The 17,684-nt window shown below is 72.0% G+C and carries 13 protein-coding genes; 3 read left to right on the forward strand and 10 right to left on the reverse strand.

Features of this window, described 5'->3' with window-relative positions:
* Positions 1-177 precede the first annotated feature (177 nt).
* The 5 genes from ilvC to ACFYV5_RS07300 form a co-directional block, all read right to left on the reverse strand.
* Positions 178-1,179, reverse strand: a complete 1,002-nt coding sequence (ilvC, locus tag ACFYV5_RS07280) for a ketol-acid reductoisomerase (protein ID WP_331912563.1) — start codon at positions 1,177-1,179, stop codon at positions 178-180.
* A gap of 118 nt (positions 1,180-1,297) precedes the next feature.
* Positions 1,298-1,822 carry an acetolactate synthase small subunit gene (gene ilvN / locus ACFYV5_RS07285; RefSeq protein ID WP_355107543.1) on the reverse strand — a complete coding sequence of 175 codons (525 nt, stop codon included), beginning with the start codon at positions 1,820-1,822 and terminating at the stop codon, positions 1,298-1,300.
* A 32-nt stretch (positions 1,823-1,854) separates the two neighbouring features.
* Positions 1,855-3,705, reverse strand: coding sequence for an acetolactate synthase large subunit (locus tag ACFYV5_RS07290; protein WP_355107545.1), 1,851 nt, complete (start codon positions 3,703-3,705; stop codon positions 1,855-1,857).
* Positions 3,706-3,925: 220 nt separating this feature from the next.
* Positions 3,926-6,757: a putative bifunctional diguanylate cyclase/phosphodiesterase gene (locus ACFYV5_RS07295; protein ID WP_389166350.1), complete on the reverse strand. Its 2,832-nt coding sequence runs from the start codon at positions 6,755-6,757 to the stop codon at positions 3,926-3,928.
* Between the two features lie 491 nt (positions 6,758-7,248).
* A complete protein-coding gene (locus ACFYV5_RS07300) occupies positions 7,249-8,211 on the reverse strand; it encodes a 2-hydroxyacid dehydrogenase (protein WP_355107547.1) in 963 nt (320 codons plus the stop codon).
* 75 nt (positions 8,212-8,286) lie between these two features.
* On the opposite strand from ACFYV5_RS07300, the gene ACFYV5_RS07305 reads away from it, so the two are divergent.
* The 3 genes from ACFYV5_RS07305 (at position 8,287) to ACFYV5_RS07315 (ending at position 10,758) form a co-directional block, all read left to right on the forward strand.
* Complete coding sequence (locus tag ACFYV5_RS07305; protein WP_389165459.1) at positions 8,287-9,306, forward strand: aldo/keto reductase; 1,020 nt, start codon at positions 8,287-8,289, stop codon at positions 9,304-9,306.
* 96 nt (positions 9,307-9,402) lie between these two features.
* Positions 9,403-10,497 (forward strand): PQQ-dependent sugar dehydrogenase, encoded by a 1,095-nt coding sequence (locus tag ACFYV5_RS07310; protein WP_389165461.1) that lies wholly within the window; start codon positions 9,403-9,405, stop codon positions 10,495-10,497.
* Between the two features lie 12 nt (positions 10,498-10,509).
* Positions 10,510-10,758, forward strand: a complete 249-nt coding sequence (locus tag ACFYV5_RS07315; protein ID WP_389165464.1) for a DUF6191 domain-containing protein — start codon at positions 10,510-10,512, stop codon at positions 10,756-10,758.
* Here ACFYV5_RS07315 and ACFYV5_RS07320 read toward each other — a convergent pair.
* From ACFYV5_RS07320 to ACFYV5_RS07340, 5 genes are all read right to left on the reverse strand, one after another.
* A complete protein-coding gene (locus ACFYV5_RS07320) occupies positions 10,755-13,793 on the reverse strand; it encodes an AAA family ATPase (protein WP_389166352.1) in 3,039 nt (1,012 codons plus the stop codon). The two genes, ACFYV5_RS07315 and ACFYV5_RS07320, sit on opposite strands and share 4 nt — an antisense overlap.
* A 33-nt stretch (positions 13,794-13,826) precedes the next feature.
* Positions 13,827-14,009, reverse strand: a complete 183-nt coding sequence (locus ACFYV5_RS07325) for a hypothetical protein (RefSeq protein ID WP_355107555.1) — start codon at positions 14,007-14,009, stop codon at positions 13,827-13,829.
* Between the two features lie 129 nt (positions 14,010-14,138).
* Positions 14,139-14,690 carry a hypothetical protein gene (locus ACFYV5_RS07330; protein WP_389165467.1) on the reverse strand — a complete coding sequence of 184 codons (552 nt, stop codon included), beginning with the start codon at positions 14,688-14,690 and terminating at the stop codon, positions 14,139-14,141.
* Positions 14,691-14,740: 50 nt separating this feature from the next.
* Positions 14,741-15,319 (reverse strand): GNAT family N-acetyltransferase, encoded by a 579-nt coding sequence (locus ACFYV5_RS07335; protein ID WP_389165471.1) that lies wholly within the window; start codon positions 15,317-15,319, stop codon positions 14,741-14,743.
* Positions 15,297-17,543: an MMPL family transporter gene (locus ACFYV5_RS07340; RefSeq protein ID WP_389165474.1), complete on the reverse strand. Its 2,247-nt coding sequence runs from the start codon at positions 17,541-17,543 to the stop codon at positions 15,297-15,299. Before ACFYV5_RS07340 ends, ACFYV5_RS07335 begins: the two co-directional genes overlap by 23 nt.
* Positions 17,544-17,684: the final 141 nt, after the last annotated feature.

The following is a 17,684-nucleotide window of genomic DNA, read 5'->3' on the forward strand; positions in this document are numbered from 1 at the left end:
GCTTGCCGCGTGAAAGCGCACGACGCTGTGGGCCTGAACGCGAATGTTGTTGAGAGTGTAGTGGTGCGTCGGCGCACTTCCTGCGCCTCGTTGGAAGGATCACCCGTCCGTGGTTGGACGGCGTGTCCAACGATGGGGGGCCGGGCCGGACACTCCGTCCGGCCCGGCCCCGGAGGCTTACGCCTCCTCGTCGTTCACCCAGCTCATGAGCTTGCGCAGCTCCTTGCCGGTGGTCTCCAGGAGGTGCTTCTCGTCCTGGGTCTTGTACTCGTTGTACTTCTTCAGGCCGCCGTGGTACTCGTCCATCCAGTTCTTGGCGAAGGTGCCGTCCTGGATCTCCGTGAGGACCTTCTTCATCTCGGCCTTGGTGGCGTCGGTGATGATCCGCGGGCCGGTGACGTAGTCGCCCCACTCGGCGGTCTCGGAGACCGACCAGCGCATCTTCTCCAGGCCACCCTCGTACATGAGGTCGACGATGAGCTTCAGCTCGTGCAGGCACTCGAAGTAGGCGATCTCCGGCTGGTAGCCGGCCTCGACCAGGGTCTCGAAGCCCGCCTTCACCAGCGCGGACGCGCCACCGCAGAGGACGGCCTGCTCACCGAACAGGTCGGTCTCGGTCTCCTCGGTGAAGGTCGTCTTGATGACGCCGGCGCGGGTGCCGCCGATGGCCTTGGCGTACGAGAGCGCCAGGGCGAAGGCGTTGCCGGTCGCGTCCTGCTCGACGGCGGCGATCGCGGGGACGCCGCGGCCCTCCTCGTACTGACGGCGGACCAGGTGGCCCGGGCCCTTCGGGGCGACGAGCGCGACGTCGACGCCGGCCGGGGGCTTGATGAACCCGAAGCGGACGTTGAAGCCGTGCGCGAAGAAGAGCGCCTTGCCGTCCTTCAGGTTCGGGGCGATGGACTCCTCGTAGACCTTGGCCTGGATCGGGTCCGGGATGAGGATCATGATGACGTCGGCCTCGGCGGCGGCCTCGGCGGGCGTCACCACGCGCAGGCCCTGCTCCTCGGCCTTGGCCTTGGACTTGGAGCCCTCGTGCAGACCGACGCGGACGTCGACACCCGAGTCACGGAGCGACAGCGCGTGGGCGTGGCCCTGGCTGCCGTAACCGATCACCGCGACCTTGCGGCCCTGGATGATGGACAGGTCGGCGTCGTCGTCGTAGAACAGCTCGGCCACTGGGAATCTCCTTGATGTGCTGGTGTTGCGTCCCACCGTACGGCGGGGAGCGGGAGGGAAGTTTTCGGGTCTCGCCAGGCGGACCGCCGGTCGGACCGGCGGTCACGCGTGCTTGACGTCAGGCGCTGCGGTCGAGGGCCCGCAGGGACCGGTCCGTGATGGACCGGGCACCACGCCCTATGGCGATCGTGCCGGACTGCACGAGCTCCTTGATGCCGAACTGCTCCAGCATCTTGAGCATCGCTTCCAGCTTGTCACTCGAACCGGTGGCTTCGATGGTGACCGCCTCGGGCGAGACGTCCACGGTCTTGGCGCGGAACAGCTGGACGATCTCGACGATCTGGGAGCGGGTCTCGTTGTCGGCGCGGACCTTCACCAGGACGAGCTCGCGCTGGATCGCGGCGCTGGGCTCGAGTTCGACGATCTTCAGGACGTTGACCAGCTTGTTGAGCTGCTTGGTCACCTGCTCCAGCGGCAGGTCCTCGACATTGACCACGATGGTGATGCGGGAGATGTCGGGGTGCTCGGTGACACCGACGGCGAGCGAGTCGATGTTGAAGCCGCGGCGGGAGAACAGGGCGGCGATCCGGGCCAGGATGCCGGGGGTGTTCTCCACCAGGACGGAGAGCGTGTGCCTAGTCATGTGCGTCGTTCCTCTTCCTACGGCTCTCGGTCTCAGTCGTCTTCGTTGTCGCCGAAGTCGGGGCGGACGCCCCGGGCGGCCATGACCTCGTCGTTGGAGGTGCCGGCGGCCACCATGGGCCAGACCTGGGCGTCCTCGTGGACGATGAAGTCGATCACGACCGGGCGGTCGTTGATGGCGTTGGCCTCGGCGATGACCTTGTCGAGGTCGGCCGGGTCCTCACAGCGCAGGGCGACACAGCCCATGGCCTCGGACAGCTTGACGAAGTCCGGGATGCGGGTGCCCTTGGAGGGCTCCAGGCCGGTGGCCTCCGGGCCGGAGTGCAGCACCGTGTTGGAGTAGCGCTGGTTGTAGAAGAGGGTCTGCCACTGGCGGACCATCCCGAGGGCGCCGTTGTTGATGATGGCGACCTTGATCGGGATGTTGTTGAGCGCGCAGGTGACGAGCTCCTGGTTCGTCATCTGGAAGCAGCCGTCGCCGTCGATCGCCCAGACCGGGCGGTCCGGCATGCCGGCCTTGGCGCCCATGGCGGCCGGGACCGCGTAGCCCATCGTTCCGGCGCCGCCGGAGTTCAGCCAGGTGGCCGGCTTCTCGTAGTCGATGAAGTGGGCGGCCCACATCTGGTGCTGGCCGACGCCGGCCGCGTAGATGGTGTCGGCGGGCGCGAGCTGGCCGATGCGCTGGATGACCTGCTGCGGCGAGAGGCTGCCGTCCTCCGGCAGGTCGTAGCCGAGCGGGTAGGTCTCGCGCCAGCGGTTCAGGTCGCTCCACCAGGCGGTGTAGTCGCCCTTGTTGCCCTCGCTGTACTCGGCCTGGACGGCCTGGACCAGGTCGGCGATGACCTCGCGGGCGTCACCGACGATCGGGACGTCTGCGACGCGGTTCTTGCCGATCTCGGCCGGGTCGATGTCGGCGTGGACGATCTTGGCGAAGGGGGCGAAGCTGTCCAGCTTGCCGGTGACGCGGTCGTCGAAGCGGGCTCCGAGGGCGACGATCAGGTCGGCCTTCTGCAGCGCGGTGACGGCGGTGACCGCACCGTGCATGCCCGGCATTCCCACGTGCAGCGGGTGGCTGTCGGGGAACGCGCCCAGCGCCATCAGGGTGGTGGTGACGGGGGCGCCGGTGAGCTCGGCGAGGACCTTCAGCTCGGTGGTGGCGCCGGCCTTCAGGACGCCGCCGCCGACGTACAGGACGGGGCGCTTGGCCGCGGTGATGAGCTTGGCGGCCTCACGGATCTGCTTGGCGTGCGGCTTGGTCACCGGGCGGTAGCCGGGCAGGTCGGTCTGCGGCGGCCAGCTGAAGGTGGTCTTCGCCTGCAGGGCGTCCTTGGCGATGTCGACCAGGACCGGGCCGGGGCGGCCGGTGGAGGCGATGTGGAAGGCCTCGGCGATCGTCCGCGGGATGTCCTCGGCCTTGGTGACCAGGAAGTTGTGCTTGGTGATCGGCATCGTGATGCCGCAGATGTCCGCCTCCTGGAAGGCGTCCGTGCCGATGGCCTTCGAGGCGACCTGGCCGGTGATCGCGACCAGCGGGACGGAGTCCATGTGGGCGTCGGCGATCGGGGTGACCAGGTTCGTGGCGCCGGGCCCGGAGGTCGCCATGCAGACGCCGACCTTGCCGGTGGCCTGGGCGTAGCCCGTGGCGGCGTGGCCCGCGCCCTGCTCGTGGCGGACCAGGATGTGGCGGACCTTCGTGGAGTCCATCATCGGGTCGTACGCGGGGAGGATGGCGCCGCCCGGAATACCGAAGACGGTGTCGGCCCCCACTTCCTCGAGAGAACGGATGAGGGACTGCGCACCCGTGACGTGCTCGACGGTGGTGGCGGACTGTCCGCCGCTACGGGCCCGCGGCTGCGGATGGTGCCCGGTGGCCTGCTCGGTCATCAGCATTCTCTTCTCGAGGCAGAGGTTTTTGCGAGGGTTTGGTACGACTTCAGGATGAGCCGGTGCAACAAAAAACCCCTCGTGCCGGGAGGCAAGCGAGGGGAGCGCGTCGGGAGCGTTCAAGCCGGGCCTTCATGGCCCTGCTTCAGCCGACGCGCTTTCCAAGTACGAGAATTCGGGTGCGCATGGCACTGACCCTCCCCCCGACGCACTATCAGTGTCAAGTGGGTGGGACAGGCGTCTCAGTATGTGAGCCGAACGGGGGACGGTTTCCGGCGGGAACCGCCACCCCGCCGGGGACCGGGTACTCGTCCCGGACGAGCGCGCGGCGCAGCCGGTACTCGTCGAGCGGGCCCGAGAAGGCCATGCCCTGGCCGTGTGTGCAGCCCATGGCACGCAGGGCGAGCACCTGCTCGGGGACGTCCACGCCGTCGGCGACGGACTGCAGCCCGAGGTCGCAGGCGATACGGAGCAGCCCGCTGGTGATCTTGCGCAGCCGGGCGGACTCGACCACGCCCTCGACCAGACCTCTGTCCAGTTTCAGTACGTCGACGGGGAGGCGCCGCAGCGCGTCGATGGCCGCGTGGCCGCTGCCGAAGCCGTCCAGGGCGATCCGTACGCCGAGGCGGCGCAGGGCGACCAGGCGCTGCTCCAGGTCGTCGAAGGAGACCCGGGGGTCGCTGTCGGCGAGCTCGACCATCAGCGACCCCGAGGGCAGCCCGTGGCGGGTCAGCAGCGCCTCGACGGAGCCGAGCGGCAGGGAGCGGTCGAGCAGCGTGCGGGCGGAGAGCCGGATGGAGACCGGTGTGCGGTGGCCGAGGCTCGCCCGTTCGGCGGCCTGCTCCACGGCCTGCTCGAGGAGCCAGCGGCCGAGCTCGGCGACGCGCTCGCTGTCGTCCCCGACCCGCAGGAACTCGGCCGGGGTGAAGAGGATGCCCTGGGCGGAGCGCCAGCGGGCCTGGGCGGCGACGGCGGTGATGCGGCCGGTGGTGAGGTCCACCACCGGCTGGTGGAGGAGGGCGAACTCACCGTCGTCGAGGGCGCTGCGCAGCCGGCTGGCCAGCTCCGTCCTGCGGACGACCTCGGCCTGCATCTGCGGGGCGTACATCTCCACGCGGTCCTTGCCGGCGGCCTTGGCCCGGTACATGGCCAGGTCGGCGTTGCGCAGCAGGTCCCCCACGCCGATGCCGGGCTCGGCGAAGGCGACGCCGATGGAGGCGGCGACCCGTACCTCGTTCCCGCCTTCGAGGCGGTACGGCTGGGAGAGCGTGAGGCGCAGCCGGTCGGCGATCTCGTGGACCTGGCGCTCGCGGGCCGATCTGTCCCGGGAGCCGTCGCCGAGGATGAGTGCGGCGAACTCGTCGCCGCCGAGGCGGGCGGCGGTGTCCCCGGCCCGGACGGAGTCCTGGAGGCGGCGGGCGGCCTGGACGAGGAGCTCGTCGCCCGCCTGGTGGCCGAGCCGGTCGTTGACCCCCTTGAAGCCGTCGAGGTCGATGAAGAGCACGGCGGTGCCGGGGTCGGAGGAGCGCCGGCCGGTGAGGGCGTTGCGGACGCGCTGGGTGAACAGGGCCCGGTTGGGCAGGTCGGTGAGCGGGTCGTGCTCGGCGTTGTGCTGCAACTGCGCCTGGAGGCGTACCCGTTCGGTGACGTCCCGGCTGTTGAAGATCAGCCCGCCCTGGTGGCGGTTGACGGTGGACTCGACGTTGAGCCAGTCGCCGCGGCCGGAGCGGAAGCGGCACTCGATCCGGGTCGTCGGCTCCTCCGCGGGAGAGGCGGCCAGGAACCGGCGCACCTCGTGGACCACGCCTCCGAGGTCCTCGGGATGGATGAGGGAGGCCAGCTCCTGGCCGATGAGATCCTCGGCCTCGCGTCCGTAGACCCCGGAGGCGGCCGGGCTCACATAACGGAGTATGCCGGTGGGCGCGGCGATCATGATGACATCGCTGGAGCCCTGCACCAGGGACCTGAAGTGGTTCTCCTTCTGGGCCAGTTCATGGGTGAGGGCGATGTTGTCGAGGAGCATGATGCCCTGCCGCACGACCAGGGCGAGGACGACCGTACAGCCGGTGAGGACGACGACGCGGTCCACGCTGCGTCCCTCGATGACGTTGTACAGGATGCCGAGGGTGCAGACCGCCGCGGCCAGATACGGGGTGAGGGCTGCCAGCGAGCCGGCCACGGGGCGGCTCGGGAGGCGCTGGCCACGCGGGGAGGGGATGCCCTCGGGGGTCCGGCGCACTCCCCAGGGGGCGTACGCGAGGAGCAGGGACCCGGCGAACCAGCCGGCGTCCAGCAGCTGCCCGGAGGTGTAGTTCTCCCGCAGCAGCGGCGAGGTGAACAGGGCGTCGCACAGCACGGTGAGGGCGAGGGCGGCGATGGCGGTGTTGGTCGCCGAGCGGTTCGCGTGGGAGCGGCGGAAGTGGAGCGCCAGGACCATGCTGACGAGAACGATGTCGAGCAGCGGGTACGCCAGCGAGAGGGCGGCCTGGGCGACGCTCTCGCCCTGGAAGTGCGTGGTGTGCGCGAGGGCGAGGCTCCAGGAGAGGGTGAGCAGCGAGCCGCCGATCAGCCAGGCGTCGAGCCCGAGGCAGACCCAGCCGGCCCGTGTGACGGGCTTCTTGGCGAGGACGAGCAGGCCGACGATGGCGGGCGGGGCGAAGAGCAGGAAGAAGAGATCGGCGAGGGAGGGGCTGGGTACGTCCCGGCCGAGCACGACCTCGTACCATCCCCAGACCCCGTTTCCGGCGGCGGCCATGGTGGAGGAGAAGGCGAAGAGCAGCCAGGCGGGCCGGAAGCGGCTCCCGCCGAGGCGGGAGTAGAGGAAGCAGGAGACGCCGGCGGCGAGGGCGGCCGCGCTCAGCCCGAAGTCGCCCATGACGAGCGCCAGTCGCTCGGACCCCCAGCCGAGGGCGGCTCCTGTCGCGTAGCCCGCGCAGATCAGGCCGAGGACGACCTGGGCGAGGGCCGGACCGGCGTCGGACCGCGCCGGGTCCGGGCCGCGAGCGCCTCCCGCACCGTCACCCGCGCCGCCACCCGGGCCCTTCGCCGGGATGCCGCCCGCCGTCTGGCCGGGGGCCGTGGTGGCGGCCGGTGCGGTTGCGCCCGGTCCGGTGGCTGCAGATGCCGTACCGCCCGGTGCCGCGGCGGATGATGCCGGGCCGCCTGTCGCCGTGCCGACCGGTACGGAACCGGCGGCGATCGCGTTGCGGCCGATGAGCGCTCCGGGGGCGGTCACCGGGGCTCCCCTGTGCGCGCCGTCGACGCCGGGCGCCTCCTGTGCCGGAATGGGGCGCGCGAGGGTCGTCGCCGACTGCCCCGCCACGTCGGATCGCCGGTCCGTCGGTCGTACTCCACCCGTCGCCCCCCTCGGAAACTGATGACCCGTCACGTTGCTCCCCAGCGCCATCCCGTGCTCGACGCGGCCCCCCGCTCCGGGACGATACACCAGGACCGTCACTCAGGGACAGGGGTGCTGTACTCTCCGTGACGGCTCGGGGGCTCGCGGCGGGCGCACCGAGGGGGCGCGCGCCGCGAGCCGGCGACTCAGGTGGTCAGGACCACGTTCGCCAGTCGCTCCCCCGCCGCGAACCGGGTCAGCTGGGCGGCGATCAGCCGCTTGGCACGCGGCATGAACGCCGAAGTGGATCCGCCGACATGGGGACTCACCAGGACACCGGGAGCGTGCCACAACGGGTGACCGGGCGGCAGCGGTTCGGGGTCGGTGACATCGAGCGCGGCGGTGATCCGGCCGCTCTCGACCTCCTTGAGCAAGGCCGCGGTGTCCACCACGGGGCCGCGGGCGACGTTCACCAGAAGCGCCCCGTCCCGCATCCGCGCGAGAAAGCCCGCGTCGACGAGGTGCCGGGTCTCGGGCGTGAGCGGAGTGGAGAGCACGACGACGTCCGCCTGCGGCAGCAGGGCGGGCAGATCGGATATGGGCCGCACCGGCCCGCGCTCCGTGGTGCGTGCCGAGCGCGCGACGCGCGCCACCCGCGCGCACTCGAAGGGTGCGAGCCGGTCCTCGATGGCGGCGCCGATCGACCCGTACCCCACGATCAGCACGGACTTGTCGGCGAGGGCCGGATAGAAGCCGTCCCGCCACTCCTCCGCGTCCTGGCCGCGCACAAAGCCGGGGATGCCGCGCAGCGAGGCGAGGATCAGGGCGAGCGTCAGCTCGGCGGTGCTGGCCTCGTGGACGCCCTTGGCGTTGCAGAGCTCGACCCCGGGGCCCAGCGCGCCGAGTCCGGGGGTCACATGGTCCGTACCCGCCGAGAGCGTCTGCACGGCGCGTACCGAGGTCATCGCGGCGAGCGGCCGGACGGCGATCTCCGAACCCTTCATGTACGGCACCACGTAGAAGGCGCAGCGCGCCGGGTCGGCGGGGAAGTCCGGACCGCCGTCCCAGAAGCGGTAGTTCAGCCCCGACGCGCCGGGCTCGGGAAGCCCGTCGATCTCGTCCGCGGCCATCGGAAGCCACACGTCGGCGGTCGTGTCATCGAGTGTCATGACCGGGAGGCTATGCGAAGAATCCCGCCCGCCATTGGTTAGTTTGGGGGACGGCACAGGGAGGGGTACCGGCAGGTGGAGCGCAGGACTATCGGGGCGGCGGCGCTCGACGTGGGCGCGGTCGGCCTGGGCTGTATGCCGATGAACTGGGCCTACAGCGGCTCGCAGCAGCGCGGCGACCGGTCGGTGCGCACGGTGCACGCGGCGCTCGACGCCGGGGTGAGTCTGCTCGACACGGCGGACATGTACGGACCCTTCACCAACGAGCTGCTGGTCGGACGGGCGCTGAAGGAACGCCGGGCCGAGGCGTTCGTGTCGACGAAGTGCGGTCTGCTCGTGGGCGACCAGCACGTGGTGGCCAACGGCCGTCCCGGGTACGTACGGCGGGCCTGCGACGCCTCCCTGCGGCGGCTGCAGACGGAGGTGATCGATCTCTACCAGCTGCACCGGGCGGACCCCGAGGTGCCGGTCGAGGAGACCTGGGGCGCGATGGCCGAGCTGGTGTCCGCGGGGAAGGTGCGGGCGCTCGGGCTGTGCGCGGTGGGGGCCGGGGCGACCCGGCGCGGCGGGGCGGCCCACCTGGCCGGTGCGGCGCATATGTACGAGGGAACGATCCGGCAGCTGGAGCGGATCCAGCAGGTCTTCCCGGTGAGCGCGATCGAGGCCGAATTGTCGGTGTGGTCGCCCGAGGCGCTGGAGCGGCTGCTGCCGTGGTGCGAGGCGCGGGGCGTGGGGTTCCTGGCCGCGATGCCGCTGGGGAACGGGTTCCTGACCGGGACGCTGACGCCCGGCGGCGGCTTCGAGCCGGACGACCCGCGGGCCCGGCATCCCCGTTTCACGGCCGAGATGATGGCGGCCAACCAGCCGCTGGTGGCCGGTCTGCGGCGGGTGGCGGCGCGCCACGGCGAGAAGGTCACGCCGGCCCAGGTGGCGCTGGCGTGGACGCTGGCGCAGGGGCCGCACGTGGTGCCGATCCCGGGGGCGAAGCGGGAGTGCTGGGCGGTGGAGAACGCACGGGCGGCGGAGCTGGTGCTGACGGCCGCGGATCTGGCGGAGATCGGGAGGCTGCCGGCGCCCCGGGGGTCGTGGGACTGAGGACGGGAGGCGAGCGCGGGAACCTGATCGGGCTGAGCGGTGTATCAAGGGTAGTGATCGCCGTCGGAAGGGATCGGGACCGTGGGCCGAGCGTGTGTGGGAGCTGTGTGGGCCGCCGTCGTGCTGGTGCTCGTGACGGGGTGCTCGTCGGGTGGGAGCGGATCGCCGTCCCCGCCCGCGACGGAGTCGGGGACGGCGGCGGCGCCGTCGCGGAGCGCACCGGCCGCCGTGCGGGTCGCCGGCACGCTCACCGAGGATCTGGAATCGCCGTGGGGCCTGGCCGCACTGCCCGGCGGGGATCTCCTCGTCGCCTCGCGCGACGAGCGGACGATCACCCGCGTCGACGCGCGGACGGGGAGGAAGACGCCGCTCGGAGAGGTGCCGGGGGTGGTTCCCGGCGGTGAGGGCGGGCTCCTCGGCCTGGCCGTGCGGGACGGCCGGGTGTACGCGTATTTCACGGCGGAGTCGGACAACCGCATCGTCCGGATGGCGTACGGAGGCGGGGACGCGGACCGGCTGGGCGCACCCGAGGTGGTCCTCTCGGGCATCCCGAAGGGGAATGTGCACAACGGCGGGCGGATCGCGTTCGGCCCGGACGGGATGCTGTACGCGGGGACCGGCGAGCGGGGCGAGACGGGCCTCGCGCAGAGTGTGGAGTCGCTGGGCGGCAAGATCCTGCGGATGACGCCGGAGGGGAAGCCTGCGCCCGGCAATCCGTTCCCGGGCTCGGTGGTGTACTCGTACGGTCACCGCAATGTGCAGGGCCTGGCCTGGGACGCGGACGGGCGGCTGTGGGCGGCCGAGTTCGGCCAGAACACCTGGGACGAGCTGAATCTGATCCAGCCCGGGAAGAACTACGGATGGCCGAAGGTGGAGGGCTCGTCGGACGTCTCCGACTTCGTGAACCCGGTGGCCCAGTGGAAGACCTCCGAGGCCTCGCCGAGCGGCATCGCGTACGCCGAGGGCGCGATCTGGATGGCCGGGCTCAGGGGCGAGCGGCTGTGGCGGATCCCGCTCTCGGGGGCGGAACGCGCGGGGGACCCCCAGGCGTTCCTCGTGGAGGAGCACGGCCGTCTGCGCACGGTCCTGGCGGCGGGTGACGGCCGGCTCTGGCTGACGACGAGCGAGACCGACACCCGGGGCACGCCCGGGCCCGGCGACGACAAGATCCTCCGGCTGGAGGTGAGGTAGGGGGCGGACACGATGTTCAACCTGGCGGAGGAGCTCTTCGCACCGGGCCGCAAGCACACCGACGACGAACGGCAGCGCCTGGCCCTGACCAGGGAGGACCAGGGAGACGGGGACCCCGGCCGGGGTCCGATAGACCTCGTCTCGGGCCGCGTGACGATACGCGTCCCGGGCACCCCCGACACCGCGGACGAGGCTCCCGAGGACGCCGACGCCCCCGACACCCGATCCGAGAACGCCGACTCCCCTGACGTCGGCTCCTAGGGTGTCGGTTCCAGGAGGCGGAGGCGGTGGGCGAGGGCTGCTGCCTCGCCGCGGCCGGAGACGCTCAGCTTGGCCAGGATGTTGGAGACGTGGACGCTCGCCGTCTTCGGGGAGATGAAGAGCTCCTCGGCGATCTGGCGGTTGGTGCGTCCGGCGGCGACCAGGCGCAGGACGTCCTGCTCCCGGGGGGTCAGGCCGAAGCCGTCGTCTCCCGGCCCGGGTCCCGGCGAGGGGGCGCGGTCCGGGGTGGTGAGCGGGAGGCGGGCGCGGGCGGCCAGGAGTTGGACGTCCTCGCGGAGCGGGTGCGCGCCGAGGCGGACGGCGGTGGCGTGGGCCTCGCGCAGCAGCGCCGCGGCCTCGTCGCGCCGGCCGCCCTCGGCGAGGAGGGCGTCGGCGAGGCGGTGCCGGGCGAGGGCGAGCGGGTAGGGGCGCTCCACCCGTTCGTAGGCGGCGACGGTCTCGGCCCAGCGCTCGACGGGTCGGCGGTCCTCGGCGCGGTCCAGCTCCGCCGAGGTGTGCAGGGAGTACGCCTCCCAGACCGGCGCCGGGGTCGCCATCCCCCGTGCGCAGCGACGGATCAGGGCGATCGCCTCCGCGCGGCCCTCCTCGGCGGCGGGCAGGCCGAACGCGTCGGCCTCGGCGGTGGCCGCGGCGAGGAGCAGCGGCCAGCCCTCCCGGTGGGTGCCGGGTGGGAAGCCGGTCTCCACGGCGGCGGCGAGCACGGTCCGTACGTCCTGGATCCGTCCGCCGGCGGCGGCGACGCTCAGCTCGACCTGGCGCATCGGGACGGTGTACTGCGGCATCGGGTCGGCCTCGCCGAAGTGCTCGCGGGCGGCGGCCAGATGGGCGGCGGCCGTGGCCGTCTCGCCGCGGGCGAGGGCCAGTTGGGCGAGGCGCAGCGTCGCGGAACCGCGCGGCTTGGAGCGGTTCCCGGTGTGCTCGAGCCATTCGCAGTTGCGCTGGGCCTCGTCCCAGAGCCCGAGGGAGAGCTGCGACTCCGCCATATTGGCGCGGATCCAGCCCTGGCTGTCGAGGAGTCCGTGGTCGCGGGTGAGCCGTACGCCGTCCTCCGCGACGGCCACGGCCTCCTGGGAGCGGCCGAGGTTCTCCAGCACGTGGGAGAGGTTGACGTGGGCGCGGGAGGACTCGTGGTGGAGGCCGAGGGCGCGGGTGCGATCGCGGGCCTCGTACATGGCGGCGAGCCCGGCCTCGCGGTCGCCTGCGGAGACCTGGAGGGTGCCGAGGGTCAGGCGGGCGCTGAGCTCGACGGACTCGTCCTTGACGAGCCGGGCGTACTCGACGGCCCGTTCGGCGGCGGCGAGGCTCTCCGGGCCGGGCTTGTGGAGCATGCCCCAGCCCGCGGCCACGGCGAGGATGCGGGCGTGCACGCTCGACGGGGGCAGGCCCTTGACGAGTTCCTGGGCGGTGGCGATCTCGGCCCAGCCGTCGGAGCGGCCGAGGCCGGAGACGATGCGGGAGCGTTCGGTCCAGAACCAGGCGGCCCGCAGCGGGTCACGGCTCCCGCCCTCCTCCCCTTCGAGGATCCGCAGCGCCATCTTGCCGATCTTCAGGGCGCGTTCGCGTTCCCCGCACAGCCGGGCGGCGTACGCGGCCTCGGCGAGCAGGTCGAGATAGTCCAGCGGGGTGGTCTCGGGGTCGCAGCCGCAGGGAGGGTATGCCTCGGCGTAGTCCATCGGACGCAGGGAGCCGCGCACCTCGGCGGGGACCTCGTCCCAGAGTTCCATGGCCCGCTCCAGGAGCCGCAGTTGCTCGGCGTACGCGGAGCGCTTACGGGTCTCGACGGAGGCGCGGAGCACGGCGGGCAGCGCCCTGGCGGGGTCGTGCGCGCGGTACCAGTAGGTGGCGGTCCTGGTCGCCCGTTCCTCGCTCCGGACGAGCGAGGGGTCGGCCTCCAGGGCCTCGGCGTAGCGGCGGTTGAGGCGGGAACGCTCGCCGGGCAGCAGGTCGTCGCTGACGGCCTCGCGGACCAGGGAGTGACGGAACCGGTAACCGTCGCCGTCCGGGACGGCTTGCAGGATGTTGGCGCCGACGGCGGCGCGCAGCGCCTCGATGAGGTCGTCCTCGGAGAGCCGGGCGACGGCGGCGAGCAGCGCGTACTCGACGGTGGAGCCGCCCTCGGCGACGATCCGGGCGACCCGCTGGGCGTCCTCGGGAAGCGTCTCGACCCGCACGAGCAGCAGATCGCGCAGGGAGTCGCTGAGGGCGCCGGGTGCGCAGCCGGACTCGTGGGAGACGACGAGTTCCTCGACGAAGAAGGCGTTGCCGTCGGAGCGGTCGAAGACCTCGTCGACGAGGGCGGCGTCGGGTTCGGCGGCGAGGATGCCGGTGAGCTGGCGGCGCACCTCGGTGCGGGTGAAACGGGCGAGTTCGATGCGCCGGATGGTCCGCAGCCGGTCCAGTTCGGCCAGCAGCGGGCGCAGCGGGTGGCGGCGGTGGATGTCGTCGGCGCGGTAGGTGGCGACGACCACGATCCGGCCGCGGCGCAGCGTCCGGAAGAGGTAGGCGAGGAGGTGCCGGGTCGATGCGTCGGCCCAGTGCAGGTCCTCCAGGACGAGCACGATCGTGCGGTCGGCGGCGAGCCGTTCCAGGAGCCGTACGGTCAGTTCGAAGAGGCGGGCGGTGGAGTCCTCGTTGGAGGGCTCGTGGCTGCCGACGTCGCCGAGTTCGGGGAGGAGCCGGGCGAGCTCGCCCTCCTGCCCGGCGGCGGCCGCCGCCAGTTCGCCGGGGAGACGGCGGCTCAGCGAGCGCAGGGCGGTGGAGAAGGGCGCGAACGGCAGGCCGTCCGCGCCGACTTCGACGCAGCCGCCGACCGCGACATAGGCGCCGCGGTCGCAGGCGACGGCGACGAACTCCTCGATGAGGCGGGTCTTGCCGACGCCGGCCTCGCCGCCGACGAGCAGGGCCTGCGGCTCTCCCTCACCGGCGCGGGCGAGCGCGTCGGTGAGGGCGGTGAGCTCGCCGGCCCGGCCGACGAACACGGGGCTGACTGACCTGGTCTCCACGGCGCCGAGCATCGCACAGCCGTCCGGGGTGGTGCCCATACGGGGTCACGCCGCCCGGACGAAACGGCCGCGCGCGGATCCCACCCGCCCTTCGGCGTCGTGGCCGCCGGACCGCGCGGCGGCCTTCGCGGCCCGCCGCGCCCTGACGGCCTGGCGGGTCAGGCGCTGGGCGGCGGCCTCCCGGACGAGCTCGGCGTGGTGCATGCGGTGCAGTTCGTACGCGAACATCTGGTTCTCCCTGGTGTCGGTATCGCTCCTTGCGATGCCTCCACCTTCGTCGCCCAGGGGGTACGGCCACATCGGGAGAGTGCCGCATGTTCGGGGTACGGGGGGCCTTAGGCGGGTCCTGAGGGGTACCTAGGGCGCGGTCGGGAGACTCAGGAACAGGTCGAGGTACATGCCCGCCGACAGGAACAGGCCGATGGCGCCCAGGACGGCGCCGGCGAGGGCCACGGCGCGGACCCACACGGGTCGCTGGGGGCGGGTGAGGACGACCACCGCGGTGATCAGGGCGAGGAGCGCGAAGACGCCGTTGACGAGTGCGGTGGTGTGCCAGGCGTCGGCGTAGATCTCGGAGATCTGCTGGGCCGCCGTGCCGCCCTGGGCCTTGATCTGGCCGATGAGCGTCTCGCGCTCGGTCGCGACCCTTCCGACCCAGGTGCCGGAAAGGGCGGCGAGCCCGAGGGCGGCGGAGACGACGGCCGCGGCGCCGGCGCCGACGCCGGAGGAGACCGCGGGGGCCTCACCGGCCACCTCCACGGAGTCGTCCGACGCGTCGCCGACCGCCTCGTCCAGCTCGTCCAGCTCGTCCGGCTCGTCCAGCTCGTCGACGGCGTCGAGGGCATCGACGTCGTCGACGGCCTCCGCGGTCTTTACGGGTTCCGTGGTCTCGTCAGTCTTGGCAGTCATGAACCGCACGCTAGGTGCCCCGCATGAGAGTCGCCTTAAGACGCCTACGCCTACGCCTGCGCCCGCGCCTGCCCAGCCGCCCGGAGCGCCTTCCACTCCGGCGCGAGCACCGACCAGACCTCCATGTCGTGGCGCTCGCCCCGGTACGGGTAGCTCTCCCGCAGCACGCCGTCCTTCGTCATACCGAGCCGCCGCGCCACCGCGATGCTGGCCTCGTTCTTCGAGGAGACCAGCCACTCGACGCGGTGGATGGAGCGTTCCCCGATCGCCCAGTCGATGACCGTCCGCGCGGCCCGGGTGATCAGGCCCTTGCCGACGGCCGACGGCTCCAGCCAGCAGCCGGCCTCGGCCGTGCCGAGGTTCACGTCCATGGTGCGGAAGAGCACGCCGCCGACGAGGGTGCCCTCGGTCCAGATGCCGTAGATGCGGCCGGTGTCGTGCGCGGCCTTCTCGGCGTACGCCTGGAGGAAGGAGCGGGCCGAGGCGAGGTCGGTCACGACGTCGGCGAGGGCGATGTACTGGCCGACGAACTCCCGTCCGCGGTCCATGTGCGTGAGGAACTCCTCGGCGTACCAGGGCTCCAGCGCCCTCAGTTCGGCGCCGTCGTCACCCAGCGATATCGCGAACATCCTCGTTGTCCTCCGCCGTCGAAATCGTCACACGCTGCGTGGGGATCTTCGCACGGGCGTCGGCGGCGGCGCGGCACTCGGCGGGTTCGATGCTGATCCGGGGCATCCGGCGGTCGAGCCAGCGCGGCAGCCACCAGTTCGCCCCGCCGAGCATGTGCATGAGCGCGGGGACGAGCAGCGTACGGAGGACGAAGGCGTCGAGCGCCACGGCGGCCGCGAGCGCGATGCCGAACATCGCGATCACCCGGTCGCCGGAGAGCACGAAGGCGAGGAAGACGGAGATCATGATGACCGCCGCGGAGTTGATCACCCGGCTGGTCTCGGCGAGTCCGACCCGGACCGCCCGCCGGTTGTCGCCGGTCTCCAGCCACTCCTCGTACATCCGGCTGACCAGGAAGACCTGGTAGTCCATCGAGAGTCCGAAGAGCACGGACACCATGATCACGGGGAGGAAGGGTTCGATGGGGCCGGCGCTGCCGAGCCCGAGCAGCTCGCTCCCCCAGCCCCACTGGAAGATCGCGACGACGATCCCGAAGGAGGAGGCGACGGCGGCCACGTTCATCAGCGCGGCCTTCAGCGGGATGCCGATCGACCGGAAGGCGACCAGGAGCAGCAGACAGCCGAGCGCGATGACGACGCCCACGAAGAGCGGCAGCTTGCCGACGATGATCTCGGCGAAGTCGTCGTACGAGGCGGTGACGCCGCCGACGTGCACGTCCAGCGATGTGCCCTGCTCGGCCGCGGGCAGGACGTCCTGGCGCAGCCGGTCGACGAGCTCGCTGGTGGCCTTGGACTGGGGTGCGGAGTCCGGTACGACGGTCAGGACGGCCGTGTCCCCGGCGCCGTTGTACGCGATCGGCGAGACGGACTCGACGCCTCGGGTGTTCGCGAGCTCGGCCGGCAGCTCGCCGAGCGCGACCCGGTCGTCGGCGCCGTCGATCTGGGCGACGAGGGTGAGCGGCCCGTTGACGCCGGGCCCGAATCCGTCGGCGAGGAGGTCGTACGCCTGACGTGTCGTCGCCGTGCCCGGGCCGTTGCCCTGGTCGGAGGTGCCGAGGTGGAGCGAGAGGGTCGGCAGGGCCAGGACCAGCATGACGACGGCGGCCACCGCGCCGAGCAGCTTGGGGTGGCGCTCGACGAAGGCGGACCAGCGGGCGGCGAAGCCGGTCGGCAGCTCGGGCTGCGGGCCGTGCTCGGCGAGCTGCCGCCGCTCGCGCCGGCTGAGCGCCCGCATGCCGATGAGGGAGAGCAGCGCGGGCAGCAGGGTGACGGAGGCGGCGACGGTGAGCACCACGGTCAGGGAGGCGGCGATGGCGACACCGTTCAGGAAGCTGAGCCGGAGGATCAGCATGCCGAGCAGCGCGATGCAGACGGTCGCGCCCGCGAAGACCACGGCACGGCCGGTGGTCGCGACGGCGATCTCGGCGGATTCGGCGACCGGCAATCCCCGTTTGAGGCCCTTGCGGTGGCGCGTGACGATGAACAGCGCGTAGTCGATCCCGACGCCGAGGCCGATGAGCAGGCCCAGCATCGGGGCGAAGTCGGCGACCGTCATGACGTGGCCGAGGAGGGCGATCCCGGAGTAGGCGATGCCGACGCTGACGAGGGCGGTGGCGATGGGGAGCGCGGAGGCGGCGAGCGAGCCGAAGGCGAGGAAGAGGACGACGGCCGCGACGACGACGCCGACGGCCTCGGCCAAGTGCCCGCCGGGGGCCTCGGTCAGGGCGACGGCGCTGCCGCCGAGCTCGACCTGGACGCCGTCACCGTCGGCCGTGCGGGCCGTGTCGACGAGGGCCTGCGCCTGGGCCTTCGGGATGTCGTCGGCCTGCTCGTGGAAGACGACCACGGCGTAGGCGGTGTGCCCGTCCTCGCTGATCTGTGCCCGGGCGGCCGGGTGATCGCCGTACGGGGAGGTCACCGCGGCGATGCCGGGGAGCTCGGCCACCTCGTCGAGCATCTCGGTCATGCGCTGCTCGACGCCGGTGGCGCGGACGCTTCCGGTGTCGGTGTGCCAGACGATGGTGTCGCTGTCGCCGCCGGCGCCGGGGAAGCCCTTGTCGAGGAGTGCGGTGGCACGGCCGGACTCGGTGCCCGGTACCTCGTAGTCGTTCGAGTAGGCGTTGCCGGCCACCGATGCCCCGGCGACGGCTCCGCCGAGGGCGATGAGCCAGAGCAGAACGGCGACGAGGCGGTGCTTGACGCACCACCGTGCGATTGCTGCCAAAGGAGGTGCTCCCTGGTGGGTGGTTCGTGGATCTTTACCGGGGAACAGCCCGCAAAGAACGCATGACCTAGTGAGGCCACTGTTGCAGCCTTAAAAGATCCTTTGCCCCTTTCGTGGTGATACTCACAGTGGTGCGCGGAA

The organism is Streptomyces sp. NPDC003035, assembly GCF_042888285.1.
GTDB lineage: Bacteria > Actinomycetota > Actinomycetes > Streptomycetales > Streptomycetaceae > Streptomyces.

Coding starts and splice junctions, on each gene's coding strand:
- ACFYV5_RS07300 (WP_355107547.1), bottom strand. CDS start 8,211: ATGACACTCGATGACACGACCGCCGACGTGTGGCTTCCGATGGCCGCG.
- ACFYV5_RS07325 (WP_355107555.1), bottom strand. CDS start 14,009: ATGTTCGCGTACGAACTGCACCGCATGCACCACGCCGAGCTCGTCCGG.
- ilvN (WP_355107543.1), bottom strand. CDS start 1,822: ATGACTAGGCACACGCTCTCCGTCCTGGTGGAGAACACCCCCGGCATC.
- ACFYV5_RS07320 (WP_389166352.1), bottom strand. CDS start 13,793: ATGCTCGGCGCCGTGGAGACCAGGTCAGTCAGCCCCGTGTTCGTCGGC.
- ACFYV5_RS07290 (WP_355107545.1), bottom strand. CDS start 3,705: ATGACCGAGCAGGCCACCGGGCACCATCCGCAGCCGCGGGCCCGTAGC.
- ACFYV5_RS07330 (WP_389165467.1), bottom strand. CDS start 14,690: ATGACTGCCAAGACTGACGAGACCACGGAACCCGTAAAGACCGCGGAG.
- ACFYV5_RS07335 (WP_389165471.1), bottom strand. CDS start 15,319: ATGTTCGCGATATCGCTGGGTGACGACGGCGCCGAACTGAGGGCGCTG.
- ACFYV5_RS07315 (WP_389165464.1), top strand. CDS start 10,510: ATGTTCAACCTGGCGGAGGAGCTCTTCGCACCGGGCCGCAAGCACACC.